At 40.2% G+C, this 22,501-nt stretch carries 23 protein-coding genes; 11 read left to right on the plus strand and 12 right to left on the minus strand.

Annotated elements, in window-relative coordinates; translation table 11 throughout:
- Positions 1-559, plus strand: a 559-nt coding sequence (locus ACE01U_RS14470) for an FAD-dependent oxidoreductase (RefSeq protein WP_395552968.1), incomplete at its 5' end; no start/stop codon positions are given.
- Positions 560-841: 282 nt separating this feature from the next.
- On the opposite strand, the gene ACE01U_RS14475 is transcribed toward ACE01U_RS14470, so the two are convergent.
- From ACE01U_RS14475 to ACE01U_RS14485, 3 genes are all read right to left on the minus strand, one after another.
- Positions 842-1,096 carry a YfhL family 4Fe-4S dicluster ferredoxin gene (locus tag ACE01U_RS14475; protein WP_110975970.1) on the minus strand — a complete coding sequence of 85 codons (255 nt, stop codon included), beginning with the start codon at positions 1,094-1,096 and terminating at the stop codon, positions 842-844.
- A 14-nt stretch (positions 1,097-1,110) separates the two neighbouring features.
- Entirely contained in the window at positions 1,111-2,511 is a 1,401-nt protein-coding gene (trhP, locus tag ACE01U_RS14480; protein WP_395579805.1) for a prephenate-dependent tRNA uridine(34) hydroxylase TrhP, read from the minus strand.
- A 332-nt stretch (positions 2,512-2,843) separates the two neighbouring features.
- A complete protein-coding gene (locus ACE01U_RS14485; RefSeq protein ID WP_086207901.1) occupies positions 2,844-3,275 on the minus strand; it encodes a Cd(II)/Pb(II)-responsive transcriptional regulator in 432 nt (143 codons plus the stop codon).
- Between the two features lie 76 nt (positions 3,276-3,351).
- Between ACE01U_RS14485 and ACE01U_RS14490 the strand changes: the two genes are divergently transcribed.
- Complete coding sequence (locus ACE01U_RS14490) at positions 3,352-3,996, plus strand: cation efflux transmembrane domain-containing protein (protein ID WP_395579806.1); 645 nt, start codon at positions 3,352-3,354, stop codon at positions 3,994-3,996.
- Positions 3,997-4,139: 143 nt separating this feature from the next.
- On the opposite strand, the gene ACE01U_RS14495 is transcribed toward ACE01U_RS14490, so the two are convergent.
- Positions 4,140-4,982 carry a hypothetical protein gene (locus ACE01U_RS14495; RefSeq protein ID WP_395579807.1) on the minus strand — a complete coding sequence of 281 codons (843 nt, stop codon included), beginning with the start codon at positions 4,980-4,982 and terminating at the stop codon, positions 4,140-4,142.
- Between the two features lie 252 nt (positions 4,983-5,234).
- On the opposite strand from ACE01U_RS14495, the gene ACE01U_RS14500 reads away from it, so the two are divergent.
- Positions 5,235-5,801 carry a TetR/AcrR family transcriptional regulator gene (locus ACE01U_RS14500; RefSeq protein ID WP_151706383.1) on the plus strand — a complete coding sequence of 189 codons (567 nt, stop codon included), beginning with the start codon at positions 5,235-5,237 and terminating at the stop codon, positions 5,799-5,801.
- 392 nt (positions 5,802-6,193) lie between these two features.
- Here the strand turns inward: ACE01U_RS14500 and ACE01U_RS14505 are convergent, their stop codons facing one another.
- Both ACE01U_RS14505 and ACE01U_RS14510 read right to left on the minus strand, forming a co-directional pair.
- Entirely contained in the window at positions 6,194-6,994 is an 801-nt protein-coding gene (locus tag ACE01U_RS14505) for a DUF2071 domain-containing protein (protein ID WP_395579808.1), read from the minus strand.
- A 110-nt stretch (positions 6,995-7,104) separates the two neighbouring features.
- On the minus strand, positions 7,105-7,884 hold the full coding sequence (locus ACE01U_RS14510; RefSeq protein WP_395579809.1) for a ferredoxin--NADP reductase: 780 nt from the start codon (positions 7,882-7,884) through the stop codon (positions 7,105-7,107).
- Between the two features lie 102 nt (positions 7,885-7,986).
- Between ACE01U_RS14510 and tsaA the strand changes: the two genes are divergently transcribed.
- Positions 7,987-8,694, plus strand: coding sequence for a tRNA (N6-threonylcarbamoyladenosine(37)-N6)-methyltransferase TrmO (gene tsaA, locus ACE01U_RS14515; protein ID WP_086207895.1), 708 nt, complete (start codon positions 7,987-7,989; stop codon positions 8,692-8,694).
- Between the two features lie 49 nt (positions 8,695-8,743).
- On the opposite strand, the gene ACE01U_RS14520 is transcribed toward tsaA, so the two are convergent.
- Together ACE01U_RS14520 and ACE01U_RS14525 are read right to left on the minus strand one after the other, a co-directional pair.
- Positions 8,744-9,766, minus strand: a complete 1,023-nt coding sequence (locus ACE01U_RS14520; RefSeq protein WP_395579810.1) for a hypothetical protein — start codon at positions 9,764-9,766, stop codon at positions 8,744-8,746.
- A gap of 125 nt (positions 9,767-9,891) precedes the next feature.
- Entirely contained in the window at positions 9,892-11,145 is a 1,254-nt protein-coding gene (locus tag ACE01U_RS14525) for an MgtC/SapB family protein (protein ID WP_395579811.1), read from the minus strand.
- Positions 11,146-11,354: 209 nt separating this feature from the next.
- Between ACE01U_RS14525 and tfpB the strand changes: the two genes are divergently transcribed.
- From tfpB to ACE01U_RS14545, 4 genes are all read left to right on the plus strand, one after another.
- Positions 11,355-13,112: a type IV pilus assembly ATPase TfpB gene (gene tfpB, locus ACE01U_RS14530; RefSeq protein WP_395579812.1), complete on the plus strand. Its 1,758-nt coding sequence runs from the start codon at positions 11,355-11,357 to the stop codon at positions 13,110-13,112.
- A 101-nt stretch (positions 13,113-13,213) separates the two neighbouring features.
- Positions 13,214-13,576: a NirD/YgiW/YdeI family stress tolerance protein gene (locus ACE01U_RS14535; RefSeq protein WP_086207892.1), complete on the plus strand. Its 363-nt coding sequence runs from the start codon at positions 13,214-13,216 to the stop codon at positions 13,574-13,576.
- A 133-nt stretch (positions 13,577-13,709) separates the two neighbouring features.
- Positions 13,710-14,372 carry a response regulator transcription factor gene (locus ACE01U_RS14540; RefSeq protein ID WP_395579813.1) on the plus strand — a complete coding sequence of 221 codons (663 nt, stop codon included), beginning with the start codon at positions 13,710-13,712 and terminating at the stop codon, positions 14,370-14,372.
- A complete protein-coding gene (locus tag ACE01U_RS14545; protein WP_395579814.1) occupies positions 14,372-15,709 on the plus strand; it encodes a sensor histidine kinase in 1,338 nt (445 codons plus the stop codon). The genes ACE01U_RS14540 and ACE01U_RS14545 overlap by 1 nt, the downstream gene beginning before the upstream one ends.
- Positions 15,710-15,822: 113 nt before the next feature.
- Here ACE01U_RS14545 and hemP read toward each other — a convergent pair whose 3' ends face one another.
- Positions 15,823-15,990, minus strand: coding sequence for a hemin uptake protein HemP (hemP, locus tag ACE01U_RS14550; protein WP_004696105.1), 168 nt, complete (start codon positions 15,988-15,990; stop codon positions 15,823-15,825).
- A 150-nt stretch (positions 15,991-16,140) separates the two neighbouring features.
- Between hemP and ACE01U_RS14555 the strand changes: the two genes are divergently transcribed.
- Positions 16,141-17,040, plus strand: a complete 900-nt coding sequence (locus tag ACE01U_RS14555; protein ID WP_119063045.1) for an NUDIX domain-containing protein — start codon at positions 16,141-16,143, stop codon at positions 17,038-17,040.
- Between the two features lie 12 nt (positions 17,041-17,052).
- On the opposite strand, the gene ACE01U_RS14560 is transcribed toward ACE01U_RS14555, so the two are convergent.
- Together ACE01U_RS14560 and mrcB are read right to left on the minus strand one after the other, a co-directional pair.
- Positions 17,053-17,598, minus strand: coding sequence for a tetratricopeptide repeat protein (locus tag ACE01U_RS14560; RefSeq protein WP_395579824.1), 546 nt, complete (start codon positions 17,596-17,598; stop codon positions 17,053-17,055).
- Positions 17,599-17,619: 21 nt separating this feature from the next.
- The gene (gene mrcB / locus ACE01U_RS14565; protein WP_151706376.1) at positions 17,620-20,016 is read right to left on the minus strand and encodes a penicillin-binding protein 1B; all 2,397 of its coding nucleotides are present in this window, start codon (positions 20,014-20,016) and stop codon (positions 17,620-17,622) included.
- 152 nt (positions 20,017-20,168) lie between these two features.
- Between mrcB and ACE01U_RS14570 the strand changes: the two genes are divergently transcribed.
- On the plus strand, positions 20,169-21,107 hold the full coding sequence (locus ACE01U_RS14570) for an NAD(+) kinase (RefSeq protein WP_171264389.1): 939 nt from the start codon (positions 20,169-20,171) through the stop codon (positions 21,105-21,107).
- A 3-nt stretch (positions 21,108-21,110) separates the two neighbouring features.
- Positions 21,111-21,383: a YeaC family protein gene (locus tag ACE01U_RS14575; protein WP_110975391.1), complete on the plus strand. Its 273-nt coding sequence runs from the start codon at positions 21,111-21,113 to the stop codon at positions 21,381-21,383.
- A gap of 72 nt (positions 21,384-21,455) precedes the next feature.
- Here ACE01U_RS14575 and ACE01U_RS14580 read toward each other — a convergent pair whose 3' ends face one another.
- On the minus strand, positions 21,456-22,454 hold the full coding sequence (locus tag ACE01U_RS14580; protein WP_086207884.1) for a glycosyl transferase family protein: 999 nt from the start codon (positions 22,452-22,454) through the stop codon (positions 21,456-21,458).
- Positions 22,455-22,501: the final 47 nt, after the last annotated feature.

Raw genomic sequence — 22,501 nt, forward strand, 5'->3', positions numbered from 1 at the left:
ATACCGTACCCGTGGTGTTGCTTACTGTCCACACTGTGATGGCCCACTGTTTAAAGGCAAACGTGTTGCCGTAATTGGCGGGGGGAACTCAGGTGTCGAAGCGGCAATTGATCTTGCGGGGATTGTGGAACATGTAACTTTGGTTGAGTTTGATACCAAACTACGTGCTGACCAAGTGTTGCAAGACAAATTGCATAGCTTGCCTAACACCACAGTAATCCTGAACGCCCTATCAACCGAAGTTGTGGGTGATGGTTCACAAGTGACGGCATTAAAATATAAAGACCGTGCAACTGATGTAGAACATACGGTTGAGCTTGCTGGAATCTTTGTGCAAATTGGTTTATTGCCAAACACCGATTTCCTCAAAGAAACAGCGGTTGAGCTTTCAAATCGTAATGAAATTGTGATTAACGATCGCAATGAAACCAATGTTAAAGGTGTATTTGCCGCAGGTGACTGTACGACTGTGCCTTACAAGCAAATCATCATTGCCACAGGTGAAGGCGCGAAAGCATCTCTGTCTGCTTTTGACTATATTATTCGTTCTGGCTTGTAAGTGCGAAATGAAAAAGCCAATGCTCTCCCAAACTCTATGTTGGCTTTTTCCCTTTATGTTGTATGACTAAGCTCTAGTTGTACTTTTATAGGAACTCTGGTCGCTAACAGCTAGAGTTCTTTTTTTTGGAATGATGATTTCGGGCAAAGAAAAAGCCAAAGTGTTCCCCAGATCACTTTGGCTTTTTCATTTAGTTGTTGTTTATTGTTATTCTTTGCCCAGTTTTTGTTTTGAAACTCTGAGTGTGGTCAGTACTCGGTTTCTTTTCTACTTTCCCCAAGGTTAGACGCTAAATAAGTTCAATCCTTTAAATTTTTCTAACAGTTGTTGCTGAGTTTCCATGTGTTCTGGGTGTGGCTCGATACAGGCAATTGGGCAAACATCGACGCAGGTTTGGGTGTCATAAAAACCAACACACTCTGTACAACGGCTGACGTCTATTTCATAAATCTTGTCACCTTCAAAAATAGCAGTATTGGGACATTCGGGAAGGCACATATCACAGTTAATACACGCATCTGTTATTCGTAGTGCCATGGCATTATCCCCAGTCAGCTTGCAACATAAGCCAATGCAGGCGCTGAAATATCAGTGCTTGAATGCGGTAAGTTACGAATGAGTAGGGCATAACGCATGTCGACATCAGCAGGAACAGGTATTTCAACTACATGTCCTGAGCCTTTCGCTTCAAGTATTGGATTGCCTTTTTTATCGAGGATTTCTGTCAATTTAAAGGTGATATTGCCTGACGTGGTCATGAGTTCAAGTACATCGCCCACCACAAAACGGTTTTTGACATCGACTTTCAGATAATCGCTATTTCGCTCTACAATTTCACCGCAGTATTGTTGATGGTCAAAACTAGATGAGCCATTTGCATAGTTTTGATATTCACTGTGTACGTGGCGACGTAAAAAACCTTCGGTATAACCACGATTCGCCAGACCTTCGAGTTGTGTCATGAGTGAAGGGTCAAAAGGCTTATTTGCGAGCGCATCATCTATGGCTTTGCGATAAATTTGAGCAGTACGGGCACAGTAAAAATAAGACTTAGTCCGTCCTTCAATTTTTAAAGAATGGATGCCCATATGGGTTAAGCGCTCAACATGTTGCACCGCGCGCAAGTCTTTTGAGTTCATAAAGTAAGTACCATGTTCATCCTCTTCAGCAGCAAACATGTCTTCATCATGACGTTGTAATAATACGGGTTCATCGAACTGATGTTGTGCTTGCATATGCACTTCATCAACATCAGAATTTGAACAGCAGTTGGAGCTTGTATTCAGATTTTGAACGGGGATCACATCGCCATTTTCATCTTGCGTAGTCTGATGGACTTTGTATTCCCAACGGCAAGCATTGGTACATGCTCCTTGGTTGGCATCACGTTTATTCATATAGCCTGAAAGCATGCAACGTCCTGAGTACGCCATGCATAACGCACCATGCACAAAAACCTCAATTTCCATGTCTGGTACTTGCTGCTTAATTTCTTCAATTTCATCAATGGATAATTCACGGGACAAAATGACACGAGTCAGTCCCATGTTTTTCCAAAATTTCACAGTAGCCCAGTTGACAGCATTGGCTTGAACAGAAAGATGCACATCCATATTTGGAAAATGCTCACGTACCATCATAATCAGCCCAGGATCTGACATGATCAGGGCATCGGGTTGCATCGCAACCACAGGTGTGAGGTCACGAATAAAGTTTTTGAGCTTTGAGTTATGGGGTTGAATGTTGACGACCACATAAAACTTTTTGCCTAAGTCATGCGCTTCTTGAATGCCGATAGCTAAATTGTCATGATCAAATTCATTATTGCGCACACGTAAACTATAACGAGGTTGTCCGGCATAGACTGCATCTGCACCATAGGCAAAGGCATAACGCATATTTTTAAGCGAACCTGCAGGAGAAAGAAGTTCAGTAACGTGGGAAATGCTCATGATCAAACTAAGGCATAAAAAAAATATGGTTTTATTGTAGTGCTTTAAAAAATAGATTCAACCTAGTAAAAAACTCGGAATTTAACTGCTAGTGAGTATCATGAATTTTTACTCAAGGCTTTAATTTTAAATAATAAATAATATTTTTTTTAGTGAAGAATGATGTCTTTATAAAGATAGAAATTTAAAAAATAAAGTGCCTCATATAAAATTCACGGTGATTTGAAAAAGAAAAGTTAAAAATTTTATACGAGTCTTTGCATATTTAGATGAAAGAAAGTGAAGACTAGGCATAAAAGTGAAGTTAAGCCATCAGGCATGTTGAGGTTCTGCTATTCGTCAGAAGTTTCCGCTTCAAGTTGCCTTAAAATTTGACAATCATCAATGGTTGATAGCGTGGCACAGGATTGACGCAGTTGTTGCAACTGAATTTGGAATTTTTTTAGTTCAACTATTTTTTGCTCGACTTGTTTTAAATGCTCATCTATCAATTGATTGACCGCGCTACAGTCCTGTAGTGGGTTCTGCTCCAATTGGATGAGATATTCAATTTCTTTGAGTGAGATATCCAGCGCACGGCAACGTTTAATAAAAATGAGTCGTTTAAGCGCCTCATCTTGATAATAGCGATAGTTATTGTCCCCGCGAAAAGAAGGTTCTAATAAATTTTTCTTTTCATAAAAACGAATGGTATCGGCACTTAAGCCAGTTTTTTGGACTAAGTCTTTTATTAAATAAACAGGAGATGAGTTTTGTTGATTCATTTTGCTTGACCTTAGAGTGACTCCATAGTTTTTAATCATAATATAAAATGATCAAGTAGTGATAGAGGTCGCTAATATGGCGTGTTCTTCATGTAGTTGTACACCCGCACCACAAAAGCCGAATAGTAAGTTTAGAACGGCATTATGGATTGCCTTATTTATTAATTTAGCTATGTTTGTGGTGGAACTCATTGGTGGGGCTTATGCGCATTCATCATCATTATGGGCTGATTCCTTAGACTTTTTTGGTGACGCGGTGAATTATGGTATTTCACTGGCAGTGCTCGGTGCGAGTTTATACTGGCGAGCGACAGTAGCCTTGCTGAAAGGTATAACCATGGCGTTGTTTGGCTTAGTTGTGATAGGCAAAGTGATTTATGCTTATGTGCTAGGGATTCCGCCTGAAGCTATGACTATGGGCGTGATTGGTGTGATAGCTTTGTTTGCGAATGTGGTTTGTGCTGTCATTTTATATGCTTACCGCGAAGGGGACTCGAATATGCAATCGGTTTGGCTTTGTAGTCGAAATGATGCGATTGGAAACGTGGCGGTTATCTTTGCAGCTATAGGTGTGTTTGGGACAGGAAGTATGTGGCCCGATATGATTGTTGCAGGTATTATGGCAACGTTAGGTTTGACAGCTGGCTATCAAGTCGTGATTAAGGCATTAGCTGAGCGGAAAAAGAGCGTTTTAGAAAATTCGACTGTGAAATATGAATAGGATGTAATTGCGAATACGTTTAGCGTTCAAGATTCGGTTTACAGCCTTACAGTAGTTTGAAGTTTAACACTCCATAGGATGGAACTTCTGCATGTTTAAGACGAATATGAGAGTGTACATGGACGTACAGCTATTAAGATGAATTAGTGAGTATGCAAATACATCTTTGTCCAAAAGTCATTCCACAGATTTAAATATTCAGCTTGAAGCTGTTTAAAATATGACTCGTCTTTTGGTTGGTAGCTTTGTGTGAATAGCAACCAAATATCGTCTTCATGATTATCATCGTTTGCAAGAGTTTGGTCACTGGCTTTAGCAATACCGTGACATGCATAATAACCATTGGTAAACGAAGAATCATACACCGCGAGATTTGTTCTGAGTGCTTCACTGAACTTAATCACTTGCAGTTCAGTACAAGCCAAAATCAACAATAAGTCTGCATAAGAATGAATATGCTCTTGAATAAACTGTGTAAGAGAGAATGCTTCGGCTTGAGTTTGTTTTTGGTCAGTGACATCGAGTTTGAGTTGTTGCATCAGCTTTAAAAAATAAACCAAGTGCGATTTTGCAGGTGAGCTTTGTTCAAGTTGATGCGTGTTAAAACCCAATTCATCAAAAAGATTGAGTGAGAGTAGATAACGCGCATATATCTTTGCCGCAATACGGTCTTGTGCCTTAATATTACTGTTGTTTTCAAGTTGTAATGCTTGGTAGATCACCATGCTTAAGGCATCGGTAAAATTTTTGACAATAGCTGTAAAATAATTCAGATGAATTAATTTTAACTGCTCAAGGGTCAGTTGACATTGGTGCAACCGTGTAAGGATAGGATGCTTAAATAAGGCATGATTTCCTGTTGCCTGCTTTAGTGCATGGACCACTTGAGTATTTGATTTCCATAACTCTGGACTTAAGGAGTGCTGAATAAAGTACAAAACTTCTTCGCGGGTATGTTCAGACTGAGTAAAGGAAAGGGTGTTCATAGAGCGTTAAATTTTAATTTTCATCATTTTTTATCATAGTGAAAAAGGCTGCATTCTTCTAGTTTTTTTATTGAATTTAAATCTCTTATATTTCATTCGCTTATTTTAATGTTAGTGAGATTTTCCATAAAAAAACAGTGTTGTTTTAAATTTGATATATAATATCGTTTTGAAACGATATATTTCATATTCTTGTGGTGTTCTTATGGGGCCGTGGCCTAATTTTAAAGTTTTGTGCATCAGGTAAAATAAATGTCAAAAAAAGAAGACATCATTAATACAGCGCTTAATCTCTTTAACTCACATAGCTACAATTCTATCGGTGTGGATCGAATTATTAGTGAGTCTGGCGTTGCTAAAATGACATTTTACAAATATTTCCCTTCCAAAGCTAAATTAATTGAAGAATGCTTAGTGACTAGAAACCAAAATTTGCAGCAGTCTCTCGATGCAACGATTGCTGCGTGTGACCCAAGTGATTATCTCTCACATATTCGCGCAATTTTTGAATGGTATAATACATGGTTTCATACGACAGACTTTAATGGTTGCATGTTTCAAAAAGCAGTCGAAGAAATTTCAAAAATTTATCCGTCATCGCTCCAACCAGCAATTGATTATAAAGAGTGGTTAAAAGGAAAGTTGCGCCAAGCATTGCATCATTTAGGGGTGAAGCAAGATGAACAGTTGGCTGGTTTTCTTTCTAGTATTTTGGATGGAATGACTATTCAAGCTCAAATTGACCCAAATCAAGTGCATTTGGAAGAGTATTGGAAGCGTGTGAATACATTGATTCAGATGGAATTAGCTGCGGCTTAAATTATTAAAAATAAGAATGTGGCATCTAAGAATCACATTCTTATTGATTGAAATCATGCAGACTTTTATAAAATTCAATCAAAAATAAATAAGCGCGATAACTGTTAGATTATCGCGCTTTGCTGATAATAATTTATTTTTCATATCACTCATTATTTGACACTAATGAGTGATATGAATATGAGCAACTTAAACGTGCCTTCTTATATTTTTTTGTACCCTCTGAATGTTTTCGGTCATTCAGTATTTCAGCAAAAATAGACAGACTTGTCTGTTTTGTTGAATTATAGAGAAATTGTGGAGAAAAACAACCAATATGTCTTGAGTTTGGCTGAAATTTATTCATTGCCTCTAGTATTCAATAACTTAAATAGAATTAATTTTTTTAGAATTTAATTTGCTACAGTTTCGAGTACGCTTGGGGGTAAGTAAATTGTAAATTCATTGATCGGTTCAATCAGTACACTATAAGGCTTGAGTTGATCTTCATAGGATATAAGGTTAAGCCTTGCTAACAGCTCAAAGCGCGCGTAGTGCAGTGTTGCGGGTCTAGGATTTAAGCGCTCATGCCACACACGATATGTACCGAGTTTGCCATCACGGCGATGATAAAATCCTGCCAAAGGATGTGTAAGAAAGACTTGGTAACTTTCTAAATCTGGAAAGCCTTCAAAAAACCAGCGGTCATCTTGAGCCTGAATTAAATTCACTTCAGAGCTAGCCCATGCAGATTGGGTTCGCATTTTGTATTGTGTGTATAAGCCAGTCGGATCTTGTAGACAGTCAAACTCAATTTGGGCTGGATGCCATGGCAGTTGCCAAACATAGCGTGGAAAGATCAGCGTCCAAGAGTCCAAAGTTGTGCCTAGAAACCAAACACAACGTTCCTGTGTTTCCTGATCAATCACATACACTCGATAGTTGGTTTGTCCCATAGTAAATTTAGGAAAAGGGTAGACGGCGGAGCTAAAGTCAACATCAATAAAAGGAACGACAGACATCAAAGCACATTGTTGACCTTGATAAAGGATAGTGTCTAATTTAAATCGAGGGGGAATAATGCCTTTGAAGCGTGTAGGGTCGAGTGCATAAGTAATGAGGGCGAAATGCTGAAGTTTACACTGTACATCGAGACCTTTAGGTTGAGGTCTTGGGTGTAAATAGTCTTTAAAATTGAGTTTTGGAAAGGTCATTGTATAAATTTAAGATTTGTTCTTTTGTACAAATATTAGAGAAAAAGACAAGCAGAGTAAATAAAAAAACCGAAGCCTAAGCTTCGGTTTTTTAATATCTTTATACGATCTTACTTTTCAACGAATGCACGTTCAATAACATAATCACCCAGTACACCCATTTTAGGTGATTCTTTTAGACCATGTTGATCGAGAAGTGCTGCAACGTCATCTAAGAATGCTGGGCTGCCACAAAGCATAGCGCGGTCAGTTTCTGGGTTGAAACGTGGTAGCCCAATTTTTTCAAACAATTCGCCAGTTTCAATCGCTGTCGTTACACGACCTTGGTTTGGATATTCTTCACGAGTAACCGTTGGGTAGTAAACCAATTTGTCTTTGATGCCAAGTTCTTCAAAGAATTCATGGCTTGGAAGTTCATTTAGGATTAGGTCTTGGTAGGCTAATTCAGAAATGAAACGAGTACCATGTACAACAATGATTTTGTCAAAGCGTTCATAGGTTTCTGGGTCACGAATTGTAGACAAGAACGGTGCAAGACCTGTACCTGAAGAAAGGAGGTATAAGTTTTTCCCAGGGTTCAAGTCGTCGAGAACCAAAGTCCCTGTTGGTTTTTTAGAGATTAGAATCTCATCGCCCACTTTTACTTTCTGTAAGATAGATGTCAATGGGCCATCTGGAACTTTAATTGAGAAAAACTCTAGTTCTTCTTCATAGTTTGCACTGGCAATAGAATAAGCACGCATTAACGGTTTGCCATTTACTTCAAGGCCGATCATCACAAATTGACCGTTTTTAAAACGCAGTGCAGTGTCGCGCGTCGTTTTAAAAGAGAATAAAGTATCATTCCAATGGTGGACGTGAGTAATCTTTTCGACGTTGAAAGCAGCCATTAAAGGTCTCAATAAATTATCAAATTAGAACAGCTTGCTATTCTAATCTAAAATCATTCTCGATAAACTGAATATATTTAATTGAGCTTATTAGAAAAAGTGATGATAACTGAGTTAACCTTGCCAATTATTGGTTATATGCACTCTTCTTATAAAGAAAAGTTTGGTATTCCTCGCCAACCTAATTTGGTACAAGTGGAATCCTATATTGAAATGTCAGCCCCTTATAATGATCTTTTGGCTTTTGAGGGGATTGAGGCTTTTAGTCACTTATGGTTGGTTTGGCAGTTTCATGACAATAAGAATCAAGAAAAAGCACAGTTTCGTCCACAAGTTCGACCACCTCGCTTAGGGGGCAACAAAAAAATAGGAGTGTTTGCCACACGGAGCATGTATCGTCCAGCGCCAATTGGCCTATCTGTAGTTCAATTAAAAGCGGTAAAAAAAGAAGGGCGGTCAGTTCGTGTGTATGTTACAGGGAGTGATTTGCTCGATGGTACGCCAATTGTGGATATTAAGCCTTATATTCACTATTCAGATGCAGTTTTAGATGCTGAAAGTGGTTATGCACAAGATGAGCCTAAACGAAAGGTGGTGGTGTGGTCTGATCTGGCTTTGCTACAGAAGCAGCAGCTTTTAGCAAATGGCAAAATTTCTATGCAGACAGTACAGGAGCTTGAGGCGGTTTTATCTTTAGACCCACGACCTGCATATCAAGATGATGAAGCGCGAATTTATGGGATGAGATTTGCAAACTTAGATGTGAAATTTAAGGTAAATGAAACGTGTGTGGAAATACAGGAACTTTGAGTTCCTGTAGCCATTAAAACGCTCATCGGTAGCATGCTTTTCAAGTAATTTAGAACTTTAAGTTTTGTTCTAAATAACTTGCTGCAATTGGATTATACAGGTCACAACCTTTATTTAAGCCATCTGCCTTAGCTAAACGTGCGTTTTTCTCTTCGGTAGACATATTGTTTGTGATGAGGTCTTTCTCTGATTGAATGTCATCTGCAAGATTAGACTCTACCCCAGCATTTGTTTTTGAACTTGAATAGTAACTGTCTTTGTATTGAGCATATCCAATGAAAGCATTTGCCTCAGTTCCGTCAGGACTGTAATGGTAGGCAAGAACATTTTTAAATTTTGTGAGCTTAAAATACTCTTGTTTAGTTTGGTTGGTAAATCGCTCTGTATATTCTTTAAAGAGACGTTGATATTCATCATCTTTTTCAGCTAAAAGTAAATATTCCTGATTATTAGAATATTGGGTTTCCAGTAGGCAGGTTGAACCTGCTGGGAATTTTAAAGCTTGGTAGGCTTTTAATTTTGTATTGATTTCATCTGAATATTTGACGCTATATTGAGGATAGTTCAAGTTCCAATTCAACTCAGGGTCTACCGTTGCAAGTAGACTTTCGCCTGAAATATCACGTTTGCTGACAGTTGACGTGAATTCTAATCCTGTAGAACCAATTGCTGAATAAGGGCGAAGTTTGAGTTGATTATTGGAAAAGGTCATTTCACCCATTAAAGTGCCATAACGACTATGGGTTGGGCCGAATGTTTGATACTCGCCTTGCGTAGTTAAGTAAATTTCATTTGTATTATCATCTGCATCTAAAGTGGCATAGGCTTTACCATCCACCAGTGTAATTTGTGTATTCAGTACATTGAAATCACCAAATTGATTGAGTTGATCATACCAATAATCAATACGGAATATTTCCCATTGCTGAGCGGTATTTGAATTATTATTTGATGAGTCAGTAGTTGTTGAGTTGTTGCTCGTGCTTGTATTATTTGAGCTATCAGAGCTTCCACCACATGCACTCAGCATGAGTGTGCTAAAAATTGCAAATGATAATATTTTAAATTTCATAAAGTACCCAATTCAAAAAATTTATTATTAATAACGTTGTTGTTTAAAAATGAAGCGGGCTGATTATAGGTTAATAGTATTGAATAAATAAATAAATTTCATAAAAATAAGTAAGTTAAGTTTTTTTAAAAAACCATCCAGTACAGTAAGCCGATTAAAACCATCATATGTAAAATTTGAATCGGTGCAAAAGCAATAAAGTATTGCATCCCTCCTGTTAAAGCGGCATTCACAGATTTGGCAATCGCATGTGCGGCTAAACCAAATATAAAGGCGGATATAACAGCAGTATCTGTGGGGGTACCTTGCATCACCACGGTTGCCATCGCCGCATGGATTTCAAACAAAGAGGCCAGTAAAGTTCCTGCAATTAAGCCAGCTTCGCCTAGCCACAGGTGAAGTCCATATACTCCTGCCTGAATGAGAGTTAAGCTCAGGGCAATAATTCCTGCCTCTTTTAAACTAAACATGCGTGAATCACTGCTCAGTTGCTGTTCTTGAGCTGGGGCAGTGCGGACTAAAGTATAGGCAGAGAGTCCTAAAATCAAACATGCGATTAGAGTGGGTAACAGTATTGTTTTAAGCCAGAGCATACTGACGCCCGCCACAATAATGAGCAGTTGCAATAAAGTTGCGATACATGACATCAGAGCAGCACCTGCATTGGATTTGGCCTGTGCACGACCTGCTCGAACCTCCATGCCCAAGCTAGCAATAGTGGCTGTACTGGATACAAAACCAGAAGCAATTGCGGATAAAATCATGGCATTTTTAGTGCTTAACAATCGTTTGGCGATATGTGCAAGGGCTTGAACAGCCAGAATGAGTGTGACTAATTTTAAAATGATATAAGGATTCAGCACAGCGCCCCATAAAGGCGTATTCGGTGTTAAGGGAAGGGCTATTAAAATGAGAGCCAATAGGAAAATACCGTCTTTAAATTCTGCTTCTGTAATCCATTTTCCTGCAATACTGTGCATGGAGTGTTTAGTCATGAGAATAATGGTCAGCAGTACGGCTAAACCTGCAGCTAAAGGTGCATTCCACAGGCACATGGCGCCAATAAAATAAGTCATTACAAAGGCGAGCTCAGTGGTTGAGCCTAAGTCCTCAGTTTGGTTTTTCATGGAAAATAGGACAATACCTCCAATGATCAGCGCACCCACAATACCAATGGTGACACCAAATAAAAAACAAATAGCACCGAGAAGGGCACAAATGGCAAAGGAGCGCAGTCCTGCAAAGCTCTGTTGGTTTTCTCGTTGCTTGCTTCTTTCTCGCTCTAGACCAATGAGCAAACCACAGCCCAAAGCTGAGGCCAATGTAAACAGGACGTCAGATAAAGCATAGTTGTCGATTGAAATGGTACTGAAGTCCAAAGCCTACCTCATAAACACAAATGAGTCGTTTAAAATATAGGCGAATGTAGGTGGTGGATTCAAGTCAAAATAGAGAAAAAGCGTAGTCATTTCATGATTATATTGATCAGCTGACATGCTTTTTTATATTTATAGGATTTGCCTGTGCTTTGTACAAAATAATCTCGAAAATCTTGCTATAGTGGTGTTCTGTTTGGGGACGTATAACAATGAATTTTAATTTTGAAATTGATACCACTTGGTGCTTAGATCAACTTTTTAAAGATGGGCGAATTACTGAAAAAGAAAAAAACCTCGTACAAACCTCGCACCGTCAACGGGATCAATTAAAGTGGCACCCTTTACAATGGATTGCCCATTTTAATATGCAGGATCAGTCACACCCTCAGTCCAGACTGACGTTGAACCGATTATGTCAATGGTTAGCCGAAAAAACCCAGTTACCGTTTTATGTGATTGATCCACTCAAAGCTGATGTTCAAGCCTTGACTTCGGTGATGTCCCAAGAGTTTGCCTTCCGCAATAAAATCTTGGCCGTAGAGATTCAACCCAATCAAGTGTTGATTGCGACAGATCAACCCTATATGAAGGATTGGGTAGCGAATTTGGAGCATAATGTCGCACCGAAAAAAATCCAGCGCGTATTGCTCAGCCCAGAACAATTACAACGTTATATCGTGGAGTATTATCAGGTGAGTCGCGCTGTGAGTAATTCACAGAAGTCTGGAATTTATGATCGTGAAAATAAAGGCGTTGAAGCCCTGTTACAATTAGGTGATAGTCAAAATCCTGATGCCAATGATCAACACATTGTTAAATTAGTTGATTGGGTTTTACAGTTTGCTTTTGAACAAAGTGCCAGTGATATTCACCTAGAACCTCGTAAGGACAATGGTAAAGTACGCTTCCGTATTGATGGTGTGTTACATACGATTTATAACATGCCTGCCAATACTTTAACGGCGGTCATTTCGCGAATTAAAATTTTAGGTCGAATGAACGTTGCAGAAAAACGTAAGCCACAAGATGGTCGTTTAAAAACACGTACACCCAAAGGACAAGAAACAGAACTACGTCTTTCAACCTTGCCAACGGCCTTTGGTGAAAAGTTGGTTATGCGTATTTTTGACCCAGAAGTTTTGGTACGTAGCTTTCAGCAGTTGGGTTTTGATGGGCATTTGCTCAGTGATTGGAAGGCACTGACTTCACATAGTCATGGCATTATTTTGGTGACAGGACCAACAGGCTCAGGTAAAACCACCACGCTTTATTCTTCATTGAAACAGTTGGCAACAGAACAGGTGAATGTCTGTACCATTGAAGACCCAATTGAAATGTTAGAACCAAGCTTTAACCAAATGCAGGTCAACACAGGTATTGACTTAGGTTTTGCTGATGGTGTTCGTGCACTCATGCGCCAAGATCCCGACATTATTATGGTGGGGGAGATTCGTGACCATGATACGGCCAATATGGCAATTCAAGCTGCACTTACAGGGCATTTGGTACTTTCAACCCTACATACCAATGATGCGCCTTCTAGTCTAACCCGTTTACACGATTTGGGCATACAACCATTTTTAACTGCAGCCACCATTTTGGGTGTATTGGCACAACGTTTGGTACGGCGCCTATGTCCACACTGTAAAGTGGAAAAACAAATCAATAGCCAAGAGTGGGAGCACCTGACTTTTGATTATATTATGGAGATGCCTGAAAAAGTCTTTACCGCAGTAGGCTGTGAAGAGTGTCGTCAAACGGGCTACAAAGGGCGAGTTGGTATTTATGAGTTTATGCCTATTAGCATAGAGGCTAAACAATTAATTGGTGCAAATGGTGATTTGACTGCACTGCGTCAGCAGGCCAAAAAAGAAGGCATTGAGCCTTTGCGGATTGCAGGGGCACGAAAAGTGTTAGAGGGAGTCACCACGCTAGAAGAAGTGTTGCGTGTCGTACCTCTCAACTAAGCGTTTAATGTTTTACTTGAAGCTTTCTTAAGATTCAGCTCATCTAATTTTGGTTTAATAACTTCATCAAATAGATCAACAATTAAATAGAGGTACTGGATATGAATATGATGATGAAAGCGTTATTGGTTGCTGGTGTGATTGGTTCGACAACTGTGGCAGTAGCAAATACAGCGGTGAACCAAGCGGCTGTAGCTGCTTCAACGCCAACTACGGTTAAGCATGCATTAACTTTAAAAGATGACAGCCATGTTCAGTTAAAAGGTTATGTGGTCAAAGCCATTGGTGATGAGAAGTATGAATTTCGTGACCAAACAGGTTCAATCACTGTCGATATTGATGATGAATTATGGGGGGGCAAAGCGATTTCGGCTAAAACACCTGTAACCATTATCGGTGAAGTGGATATTGACTATAAACCAACAAAACGCGTTGAAATTGATGTAGATCAAGTGAAATTCTAAACACTCTAGTCCAACCTTAATTGGACTTTCTTAAAAAACCACATGGCTTAGATTTGATCTTAGCCCTGTGGTTTTTGTATTTTTCATCATTTCACAGCATGATTTAAACAACAGGGATAAGGCAGGTTCAGTAGTGCGGATATTGTTAGCAGAAGATGATGCCTCTCAAGCTGAAAGTATTAAAACTTGGCTTGAAATGGATGGTTATAGTGTGGACTGGGTGGAGCGGGGAGATCATGCCATTTTAGCGATTGAACAGCATCAGTATGACTGTGTGCTTTTAGACCGTGGATTGCCACATGCCACAGGTGATGACATTTTGCTGAAAGTCCGTGGCAAGAACCTCTCGACGCCTGTGATTTTTCTCACTGCGCGTGACAGCATTCGAGATCGGGTCGAAGGGCTAGATTTGGGCGCCAACGACTATTTGGTTAAACCCTTTAGTTTGGAGGAATTATCTGCTCGTATTCGCCTACAACTGAGACAGCAACAAAATAGCAGTTCGCATATATTGAGTTATGCCAATATTCAACTCGATCCACAAGCCAAAAGCGTAACTCAAAATGGTCAATCCGTGAATTTGACCGCCAAAGAGTTTCAAATTTTGCATAAATTGATGCTCAAGCCTGAACATGTGGTGACACGTGAGCAGTTAGAAGAAAGCCTATATGCGTGGGGAGATGAAATCGAAAGCAATGCCATCGAGGTTTTTATTTATCAACTGCGAAAAAAACTCGGTAGCCACTGTATTAAAACCATCCGTGGTTTGGGTTATAGAATGAATCAGGACGCATAATGGCTCAACCAGTTTCATTACAACGTCAGCTCGTTAAAAGTTCGCTCCTCAGTTCGATACTGGCGGGGCTTTTGGCTTTGCTGATGTTTATTGGAGTGTCTGTTTATCAGACCATGTCTATGCAAGATGAGATCATGGATGAAATGGCCGATATGTTGTTGGCAGATGACTTAACTGTCAGCAATGGTCAGGCCTTGGCTGAACTTAGTGATGAGTTTGATATTCGCTATCGACTCGATAACGCACAACAGCTTTTAACTGCCTCAGAAGATGTGCCAGAAAAAATAACCGTGGATCATTTAAGTTTGGTTTCAGATGCACCTTATGGCTTTTACTGGTCAGAGCAGAAATTGTGGCGTATTTATACTGCGCAGGATGAGCATGGATTGCAGGTACAAGTCACTCAGTTGATATCGGATCGTTTTCAAGCCTTTGGGCACACCATCTTGATTTTTAGTGGGGTATTGCTTTTAGTCTGGTGCGTACAATGGCTATTGATGCACTTTGCGATTCGACGCAAGTTTCGGACGATCCACCAAGTTTCAGAGCAAATTTCAAATAAATCGGTAAATGATTTAGCGCCTATTTCTATGCCAGAACCTGAACTGATTGAACTACAACCGATGTTATCTCAGTTGAATGCTCTATTGGCTCGTTTAGATCAGGCCTTAGTGGCAGAGCAACGCTTTACCGCAGATGCCTCGCATGAGCTACGTTCTCCATTGTCTGCGATACAAATGCGGCTTCAGGTACTCAAACGTAAGTTTCCTGAGCTAGAGCAGGAGTTTAAGCCAATTCAGCAAGATGTGAGCCGTGGGGTACAAGTTCTCGATAATTTACTTTTATTGGCACGGTTAGATCCAGAGCAAAGTCAAAGTTTAGCCAAAAGCAAATTTGATTTTAGTCTGTTAATACAAGATGTAGTCAAAGCCTTACAGCCTTTTGCAGAATCAAAACAGATTGAGGTTCAGATGGTACTTGCAAAAGAGGTCTATGTATTTGCCAATGAACAGCTTTTATTCAGTGCACTACGGAATGTACTTGATAATGCGATTCGTTATAGTCCTGAGCAGGCAAAAGTTTTTGTGACGCTGACGATTGAAAGACAACAACTTAGACTGAGTATTGAAAATAGTGGATATGGTGTAGATGTGACAGTTATCCAACGTTTGGGTGAACGCTTCTATCGGGCTTTAGGTACAAAAACACAAGGCTCAGGCTTAGGTCTATCCATCTGTCAAAAAATTGTCGATTTACATGCAGGGCAGTTGTTATTTAGCCCATCTGACTTAGGCGGTTTAAGCGTTGAATTAATACTGGATATTGTTAAGGTTTAGAGCATGCTTTTTTAGCGATAAAATTAAAATGAATATTTTAAATCAATTAAAAAGCAGTACGCGCTGACATACTGCTTGTTTCCACGATTATTGTTATTGAATTTTTATAATTCTTATTTGGTTAGAATGAGTCGATTATTGCGTGTGAGTCGTAGACGGTACTCTTCTCCTGCGTGCATAATGCGAATTTCACGGCCTAGGGCAAATAAGTTGTTCGAGTGTAGCATTGGTAGTGAATGGGCTGTTTCGTTACGAGTAAATAAGCTAAATGGTGCGTTCATTCTGGCGACTCCGTGGTGTATATTGAACGTTTTAAATGATAATCATTATCGAATGGGGCTGTCAACATTTTCTCGCTGAAAATATAAAAAACTTCTATATCGTTACATATGGTCACTTAACACACTACACATCTGAAATGGAATCTGATTATGTCAAAACCTCTGGTTCAAGTTGCTATAGCTATTCTTTTACATCAAGGCAAAGTATTGGTGGGATGGCGTCAGGCTGAGCAACATCAAGGTAATAAGCACGAATTTCCAGGCGGGAAAGTTGAGTCAGGTGAAACCACAGAACACGCATGTCGCCGTGAGGTTTTAGAAGAAGTTGGAATTGATATTACAGATTGGCATGCCTTTGACAGTATTCAGTTTGAATATGAGGACGTCATTGTGCATTTACATTTGTTTCATGGCATTGTCTCAGATCATCAGCTTTCAGACATTCGTGTGCCATGGGCATGGTTTAAACGTGCCGAGTTACAGGATTTAAACTTTCCTAAAGCCAATCAGGCCATTTTAAAGCGACTGTATGCTCCGCAGGTGATTAAGATTTCTGAGCAAATTACGCTGTTGAAGACTTTAGCTGAACAGCAAATGATGTATTGGAGAGTGCCTGTAAGCCCTGAACATCTTTTAAATATAGCGGAACTGAGTGTGGAACAGCTGTCGCGAGTCATTGTGAATGTAAGCTTGTGGAAAGAGCTGAACCCTTTACAGCAGCAAGCGATTGCGGCTATACACTTGAAACAATCTCAACTGATGCAACTTCGTAAAGGCGATTTAAAAGTTGGTCAACGTTATATTGCGGCCTGTCATGACACAGAAAGTGCAGAACATGCGCAGAATATTGGCTGTGATGCCATTTTACTTAGCCCTGTACTTGAAACTTTAAGCCATCCGAATAGTGACACTTTGGGCTGGGAGCAGTTTAGTCTGATTGCTCAAAAGATTCACATCCCAATTTTTGCCCTAGGTGGCTTACAGTTAGCTGATTTAGCCAAAGCACAAAGTTATGGTGCTTATGGTATAGCAGGTCAGCGCTCCATTTAATGGAGCGTACTTTTAAGACAGGCTTTTGATTGCAGTCTGGGCTTGTTGAATGGTTTTTGGGTTTTTCTGCATTTGACCAGCTTTTAAGATAATGCTCCAAAGTTGCTTTTTCATGGCATTACTTTGCGCATAACTCAGGCCTCGACGCGCGAGTGATTCTGCATTTGCAGGTTGTTTTTGTTGATTGGCAATTAGCGCCAAATACAGGAAGGTTTCACTTGACTGTGGGGCGATACGTTGCGCCTGCATAGCAAAACCTTGAGCTTGGTTCCACTGACCTTGGCGGTAAGCGGTTTGTGTTTTTTGCATCAAGTTTTTGAATGCAGGGAGTTGTCGACCATCATCAAACTGCTGTTTGGTCTTTTGTTCAGGAATCACAATTTTTTGACGTTGAATTTCTTCGCGATCATAAGGGTGAATCGTTACACCTGATGGTGTTTGCTGCTCTTTGTTCGGCTCAGCTTTCTCTGGCATTTTTTTATCAGTTTGCTGTGGGAGGCTTTGACAGCCTGCCACAGTTATGACGATTGCTAAGATACTTAAACGTTTAAACCACATCAAAATTTAAATCCGTCCTATTTATTCAGGTTGGTAGCTACCGCTTGAAATGACCTGCGTGTCATTTTCTAGGTTGCGTTGCATATTTGATTCACTTTCACGAATATAGTTGTCTATGCTGTCGCCTTGTTCAGGTGTAGCTTGGTTACCATCTGTTTCAGGATTGTAAGTGGGTTCAACTTGATAATGAGGCAAGCCACATGCGGTTGCCTTTCGGGGAATGGTGTTACGAAGTAGTGGAATATACATTGCGCCCTCACAACCTTGGGCTGCAAGATAGCCTGAACCACTGTCAATCCAGTGCCATTGAACATCATCGGGTTGGCGTAAATTGACAGGCTTTTGACGCAGTTGACTCATTACATTGGTCCACACAGGTAAAGCACCTGAAGAACCTGTTAAGCCTGTTTGTTTGTTGTCATCCAGTCCTAACCATACTACAGAAACATAGTTGCCTGAGTAACCTGCAAACCATGAATCACGGGTGTCATTGGTGGTGCCAGATTTTCCTGCAAGCTTGAGCGACGTCGGAAGAGTATTGTACGCAGAGCGTCCCGTGCCCGAAGTCATCACTTGTTGGAGTCCATAGTTCAGGACGTAGGCAGAAGAAGGGTCAATAGTTTGTTGGACGTTTAGACCATAACGGGTCAGTAGGCGACCATTTTGATCGACAACGGTACGAATCGCTTTGGTTGGGTATTTAAAGCCCCCTGTTGCAAAATTACCATAAATGCCAAGTACCTCCATTGGAGACATGTCTACCGCACCCAAGAAAATAGATGGATAGCTTGGGATGTTGCTAGTCACACCGAAACGTTTTAAGTGATTACTAAATGTTGATAAACCAAACTCTTGGCCTAAACGTACGGATGATAAGTTATACGAATGAGACAAAGCTTGTACCATCGGTACAACCCCATGTTCGCCACCACTATAGTTTTTTGGTGTCCATGACTGACCATTTGACTGAATGCTGATACTACTGTCTTCAACAGGACTAGCCCAGTTATAGCGACCTGACTGAATTGCACTGAGATAAATTACAGGCTTGAGCAGTGAGCCAACTTGACGTTTGGCATCTAATGCGCGGTTAAACCCAGTAAAATCTTGTGTTGATCCTACTGCTGCGACTAATTCACCATTTTCAGGATGCGCAACCAATACAGCACCTTGCAACTCTTTTAAACGATTTGACCCACGACTCAAACGATTAACTGTTGCTTTAAACGAGTCTTGAATTTTGGTCTGGGCAATCGGATCGAGTGTTGTAAAAATACGTAGACCTTGATTAGTTAAATCACCTTCTTGGTATTCGGTACGCAACTGACGACGTACAATGTCTAAGAAATCTGGGAAGCGTGATGGGCCGAGAGTTGGTTTGGCAATCACATTTAAAGGGCGAGCCGTTTCAGTTTCATACTGTTCTTGCGTCAAATAGCCCATGACCAACATGTTGTTTAAAACGATATCACGACGTTTTTTAGCCGCTTCTGGATTACGCCAAGGGTTATATAAGGTTGGACCTTGTACCAAACCAACCAAATACGCTTGTTGTGCAATATTCAGTTCGCGTAAAGGCATGCCGAAGTAGAACTGTGAAGCCAAGCCATAGCCATTAATTGAATAATTACCATTTTGACCAAGATTTACTTCGTTAAGATACGCTTCTAAAATTTCATCTTTGTTGTAGTGAAGTTCAACCAATAAAGCCATAAATGCTTCATTGACTTTACGCTTAATGGTTTTTTCAGGAGTGAGATAGAAGTTTTTCACCAACTGTTGGGTCAGCGTTGAACCACCCTGGCGTTTTCCACCTGTGACATTACTCACAATCGCACGTGCAGTACCACGGATTGAAATACCGTGGTGGCTATAAAAATTACGGTCTTCCGTTGCGATTAAGGCTTCAATTAATGGTTTAGGGACTTTATCGAGTTTAATCAGTACACGGTCTTCGTTATGCTGTGGATAGATCCCACCTATGAGCATCGGCTCTAAGCGTGCAATCCCTGTAGAGGAAGGTTTAGTGGCACTTACTTCAGAGACTTGTTCATCAGCAAAGGTGACTTTAAGTACTTGCTCAGGTTCGACACTATCTCCAAAATCAAAGCCACGTGTATGCACATATAACTCATTGCCAGAACTGACATAATTGCCTGATTTGGTATAGTTTTCAGAGGACTTATAGCCCAAAAGTTTGAGCTCTTGGGTAAAGTCAGCCTGACTAATCGGTGCGTTGGTATACACTTCAAGCGGACGTGCGAATACTTTCGCAGGGATATCCCAACGCTTTCCTTCAAACTTGTCACGAACAACCGAATCTAGTCTTATTAAATAAATACTAAAGACCAAAAAAGCTGCAATGACTAAGATGCAGAAGATCAGTGCAATTATACCGATGCCACGTTCTGACTTCATAAATACTGATAAGATCCTGATAAATTGTGCTAATCATGCGAAGCTTTTCGCTAATTTGCAATAATTAAACTGTGAACAAATTGAAATATAGAGATAAATATTTGTATAGAAGCAGTCACTTTAGTTTTGAATCAATTTAAATAAATAATGCTATGATAGGCGGGAATCTTAGCGGAGCGATGTTGCTGGTGCAAATTTCACATAAAACATTTCGAAACATAGGCTTAATTGGGCGTCCAGATAAGTCTTCAGTCGTCGAAACCTTATGTCTTATTCATGATCATCTTCTCAGTTTAGGGTTACATCCCGTTTTCGATGCGGAAACAGCTGAACTCGTTCCTTATAAAAATACACAAACAGTCAGTCGAGCACTTCTGGGTGAAGTGGTCGATTTGGTGATTGTGGTGGGTGGAGATGGTTCACTTCTTCATGCCGCACGAGCTTTGGTGAAATACAATACCCCTGTAATTGGGGTAAACCGAGGTCGCTTGGGCTTTTTAACGGACATTAAGCCAACAGAAGTGATTTTTAAGCTCGATCAAGTCTTAAAAGGTGAATTTCAACTGGACCGCCGTTTCCTGTTGGAAATGGAAATTCGCTCAAAAGGTGAAACCATTTATGATGCGATTGCCCTAAACGATGTGGTGTTGCACTCAGGTAAATCGGTACATATGATTGACTTTGAGCTCAATATTGATGGCCAATATGTTTATCGTCAACATAGTGATGGTTTGATTGTATCGACTCCAACAGGTTCAACAGCTTATTCGCTGTCTGGTGGTGGACCCATTGTACATCCGAGTATGGATGCGATCGCTTTAGTTCCAATGCATCCCCACACTTTGTCTTCACGCCCAATTGTGGTGGGTGGACACAGCGAAATTAAGATTTTCATTCGTGAAAATCGTGTATTACCGATGGTTAGTGCCGATGGTCAGCACAGCGTATCTTTAAATGTCGGTGACAGTTTACATATTCGTAAACATCCCTTTAAACTGAATTTATTACATCCGCCGGGTTATGACTTTTATATGTCATGCCGAACCAAACTCGGCTGGAATCAAGATTTTGACTCTTTTCAGCAGGATTAAATCATGAATATTGAACAAATGTTAGCTGTGCTCAATCCTGAAATTGTTGAGCGTTTAAGAACAGCAGTTGAAATTGGTAAATGGCCAAATGGGGTTGCGTTAACCAAAGAACAGCGTGAAATTTCGATGCAAGCGGTCTATGCGTGGGAAATGAAACATTTACCTGAGGATGAGCGCAGTGGTTATATCGACCGTGGCACGAAAGAAGAAGGTGAAGAGTGTGATGATGATCATCACCATCAGCATGACGATTTCCAGCCTATCAAATTTATTTAAGTTCTTTTAAAGATAAAAAGCTAAGCCCAGTGCTTAGCTTTTTACTTTAACGTTTATGGGTATCGAACGTGCTTAGTGGAGACGGTTTTGCCATAAACGTTTTGCCTGTTGCATCGCTTCTTCATATTGCTCGCAGATTCCCATGGTATATAGTGCAATGCCAATGGTTTCAGTCACTGCCATTTCACCATATTCGTGCTGTTTTTCACCCAGCCAAACTGCTTTAAACTCGGCCAAATCCAGTTCTTCTTCGATTGGGCTGCGGTTGTTGGTGAGCTTTGGTAGTTCATGTTCGTAAAGTTCACCATTTTTAATACCACAGATTAACGTTTTAGCATCAGGGTTACGTTCAAACTCGCCACCTTCGCCTTTAATGACAGCACTATTTTGATAACCCAGTTTAAATGCTGCTTGTTGATGCGAACCACGATAGGCTGGATGGAAAATAGCTTGCAAAGTCGCTTTGGCATTAAACGGATTGATCAAGCGTGCAAGGGTATGAATAGGTGAACGAAGCCCCATCACATTTCGCAGGGAAATTAGCTCACTTAGAATCGGGGAAATGGCATGTAAAGGTAAATAAGCAAAATTATGTGTTGCTAATTCCTGTTCCACATCTGCTTGGTTTTGGCAAATATTAAAATCGAGATACTCTAATACTTGTTCGGTATAAATACGGTTAATGGTATGACCTGATGCACCATGCATCACAACCTTATAACCCGCTTTGGCTAAAGTCAGCGCTGCCAAAAGAAACCATGGATAGTGCTTACGTTTACCCGCATAAGAAGACCAGTCTAAATCGACATCGAGAGCAGTAAATGGTAGTTGATCACGAGTGGCTTGAACAAAACCTGCCAGTTCATCTACAGACTCCTCCTTCACACGGAGTAACATCAGAAATGCGCCAAGCTGCACATCTAAGACTTGGTTTTTCAAAATCATGTCAAAGGCTTGATAGGCCTCTTCATAACTGAGAGAACGTGCACCGTTTTTCCCTTTGCCAATAATGCGAACAAACTGGGCAAAAGGGTGCTCAGTATCTTTATAAATATTTCTTTTGTTGTTCATGAACAAACCAACGTAAGTGACGGCTATGGTGTGCTATTTTAGATGAA

The organism is Acinetobacter halobius (assembly GCF_044130335.1).
GTDB lineage: Bacteria > Pseudomonadota > Gammaproteobacteria > Pseudomonadales > Moraxellaceae > Acinetobacter.

Excerpts from the sequence above, each read along its gene's own strand:
- ACE01U_RS14475 (WP_110975970.1), bottom strand. The coding sequence starts at position 1,096 with ATGGCACTACGAATAACAGATGCGTGTATTAACTGTGATATGTGCCTT.
- trhP (WP_395579805.1), bottom strand. The coding sequence starts at position 2,511 with ATGAGCATTTCCCACGTTACTGAACTTCTTTCTCCTGCAGGTTCGCTT.
- ACE01U_RS14485 (WP_086207901.1), bottom strand. The coding sequence starts at position 3,275 with ATGAATCAACAAAACTCATCTCCTGTTTATTTAATAAAAGACTTAGTC.
- ACE01U_RS14490 (WP_395579806.1), top strand. The coding sequence starts at position 3,352 with ATGGCGTGTTCTTCATGTAGTTGTACACCCGCACCACAAAAGCCGAAT.
- ACE01U_RS14495 (WP_395579807.1), bottom strand. The coding sequence starts at position 4,982 with ATGAACACCCTTTCCTTTACTCAGTCTGAACATACCCGCGAAGAAGTT.
- ACE01U_RS14500 (WP_151706383.1), top strand. The coding sequence starts at position 5,235 with ATGTCAAAAAAAGAAGACATCATTAATACAGCGCTTAATCTCTTTAAC.
- ACE01U_RS14505 (WP_395579808.1), bottom strand. The coding sequence starts at position 6,994 with ATGACCTTTCCAAAACTCAATTTTAAAGACTATTTACACCCAAGACCT.
- ACE01U_RS14510 (WP_395579809.1), bottom strand. The coding sequence starts at position 7,884 with ATGGCTGCTTTCAACGTCGAAAAGATTACTCACGTCCACCATTGGAAT.
- tsaA (WP_086207895.1), top strand. The coding sequence starts at position 7,987 with ATGATAACTGAGTTAACCTTGCCAATTATTGGTTATATGCACTCTTCT.
- ACE01U_RS14520 (WP_395579810.1), bottom strand. The coding sequence starts at position 9,766 with ATGAAATTTAAAATATTATCATTTGCAATTTTTAGCACACTCATGCTG.
- tfpB (WP_395579812.1), top strand. The coding sequence starts at position 11,355 with ATGAATTTTAATTTTGAAATTGATACCACTTGGTGCTTAGATCAACTT.
- ACE01U_RS14535 (WP_086207892.1), top strand. The coding sequence starts at position 13,214 with ATGAATATGATGATGAAAGCGTTATTGGTTGCTGGTGTGATTGGTTCG.
- ACE01U_RS14545 (WP_395579814.1), top strand. The coding sequence starts at position 14,372 with ATGGCTCAACCAGTTTCATTACAACGTCAGCTCGTTAAAAGTTCGCTC.
- hemP (WP_004696105.1), bottom strand. The coding sequence starts at position 15,990 with ATGAACGCACCATTTAGCTTATTTACTCGTAACGAAACAGCCCATTCA.
- ACE01U_RS14555 (WP_119063045.1), top strand. The coding sequence starts at position 16,141 with ATGTCAAAACCTCTGGTTCAAGTTGCTATAGCTATTCTTTTACATCAA.
- ACE01U_RS14560 (WP_395579824.1), bottom strand. The coding sequence starts at position 17,598 with ATGTGGTTTAAACGTTTAAGTATCTTAGCAATCGTCATAACTGTGGCA.
- mrcB (WP_151706376.1), bottom strand. The coding sequence starts at position 20,016 with ATGAAGTCAGAACGTGGCATCGGTATAATTGCACTGATCTTCTGCATC.
- ACE01U_RS14570 (WP_171264389.1), top strand. The coding sequence starts at position 20,169 with ATGATAGGCGGGAATCTTAGCGGAGCGATGTTGCTGGTGCAAATTTCA.
- ACE01U_RS14575 (WP_110975391.1), top strand. The coding sequence starts at position 21,111 with ATGAATATTGAACAAATGTTAGCTGTGCTCAATCCTGAAATTGTTGAG.
- ACE01U_RS14580 (WP_086207884.1), bottom strand. The coding sequence starts at position 22,454 with ATGAACAACAAAAGAAATATTTATAAAGATACTGAGCACCCTTTTGCC.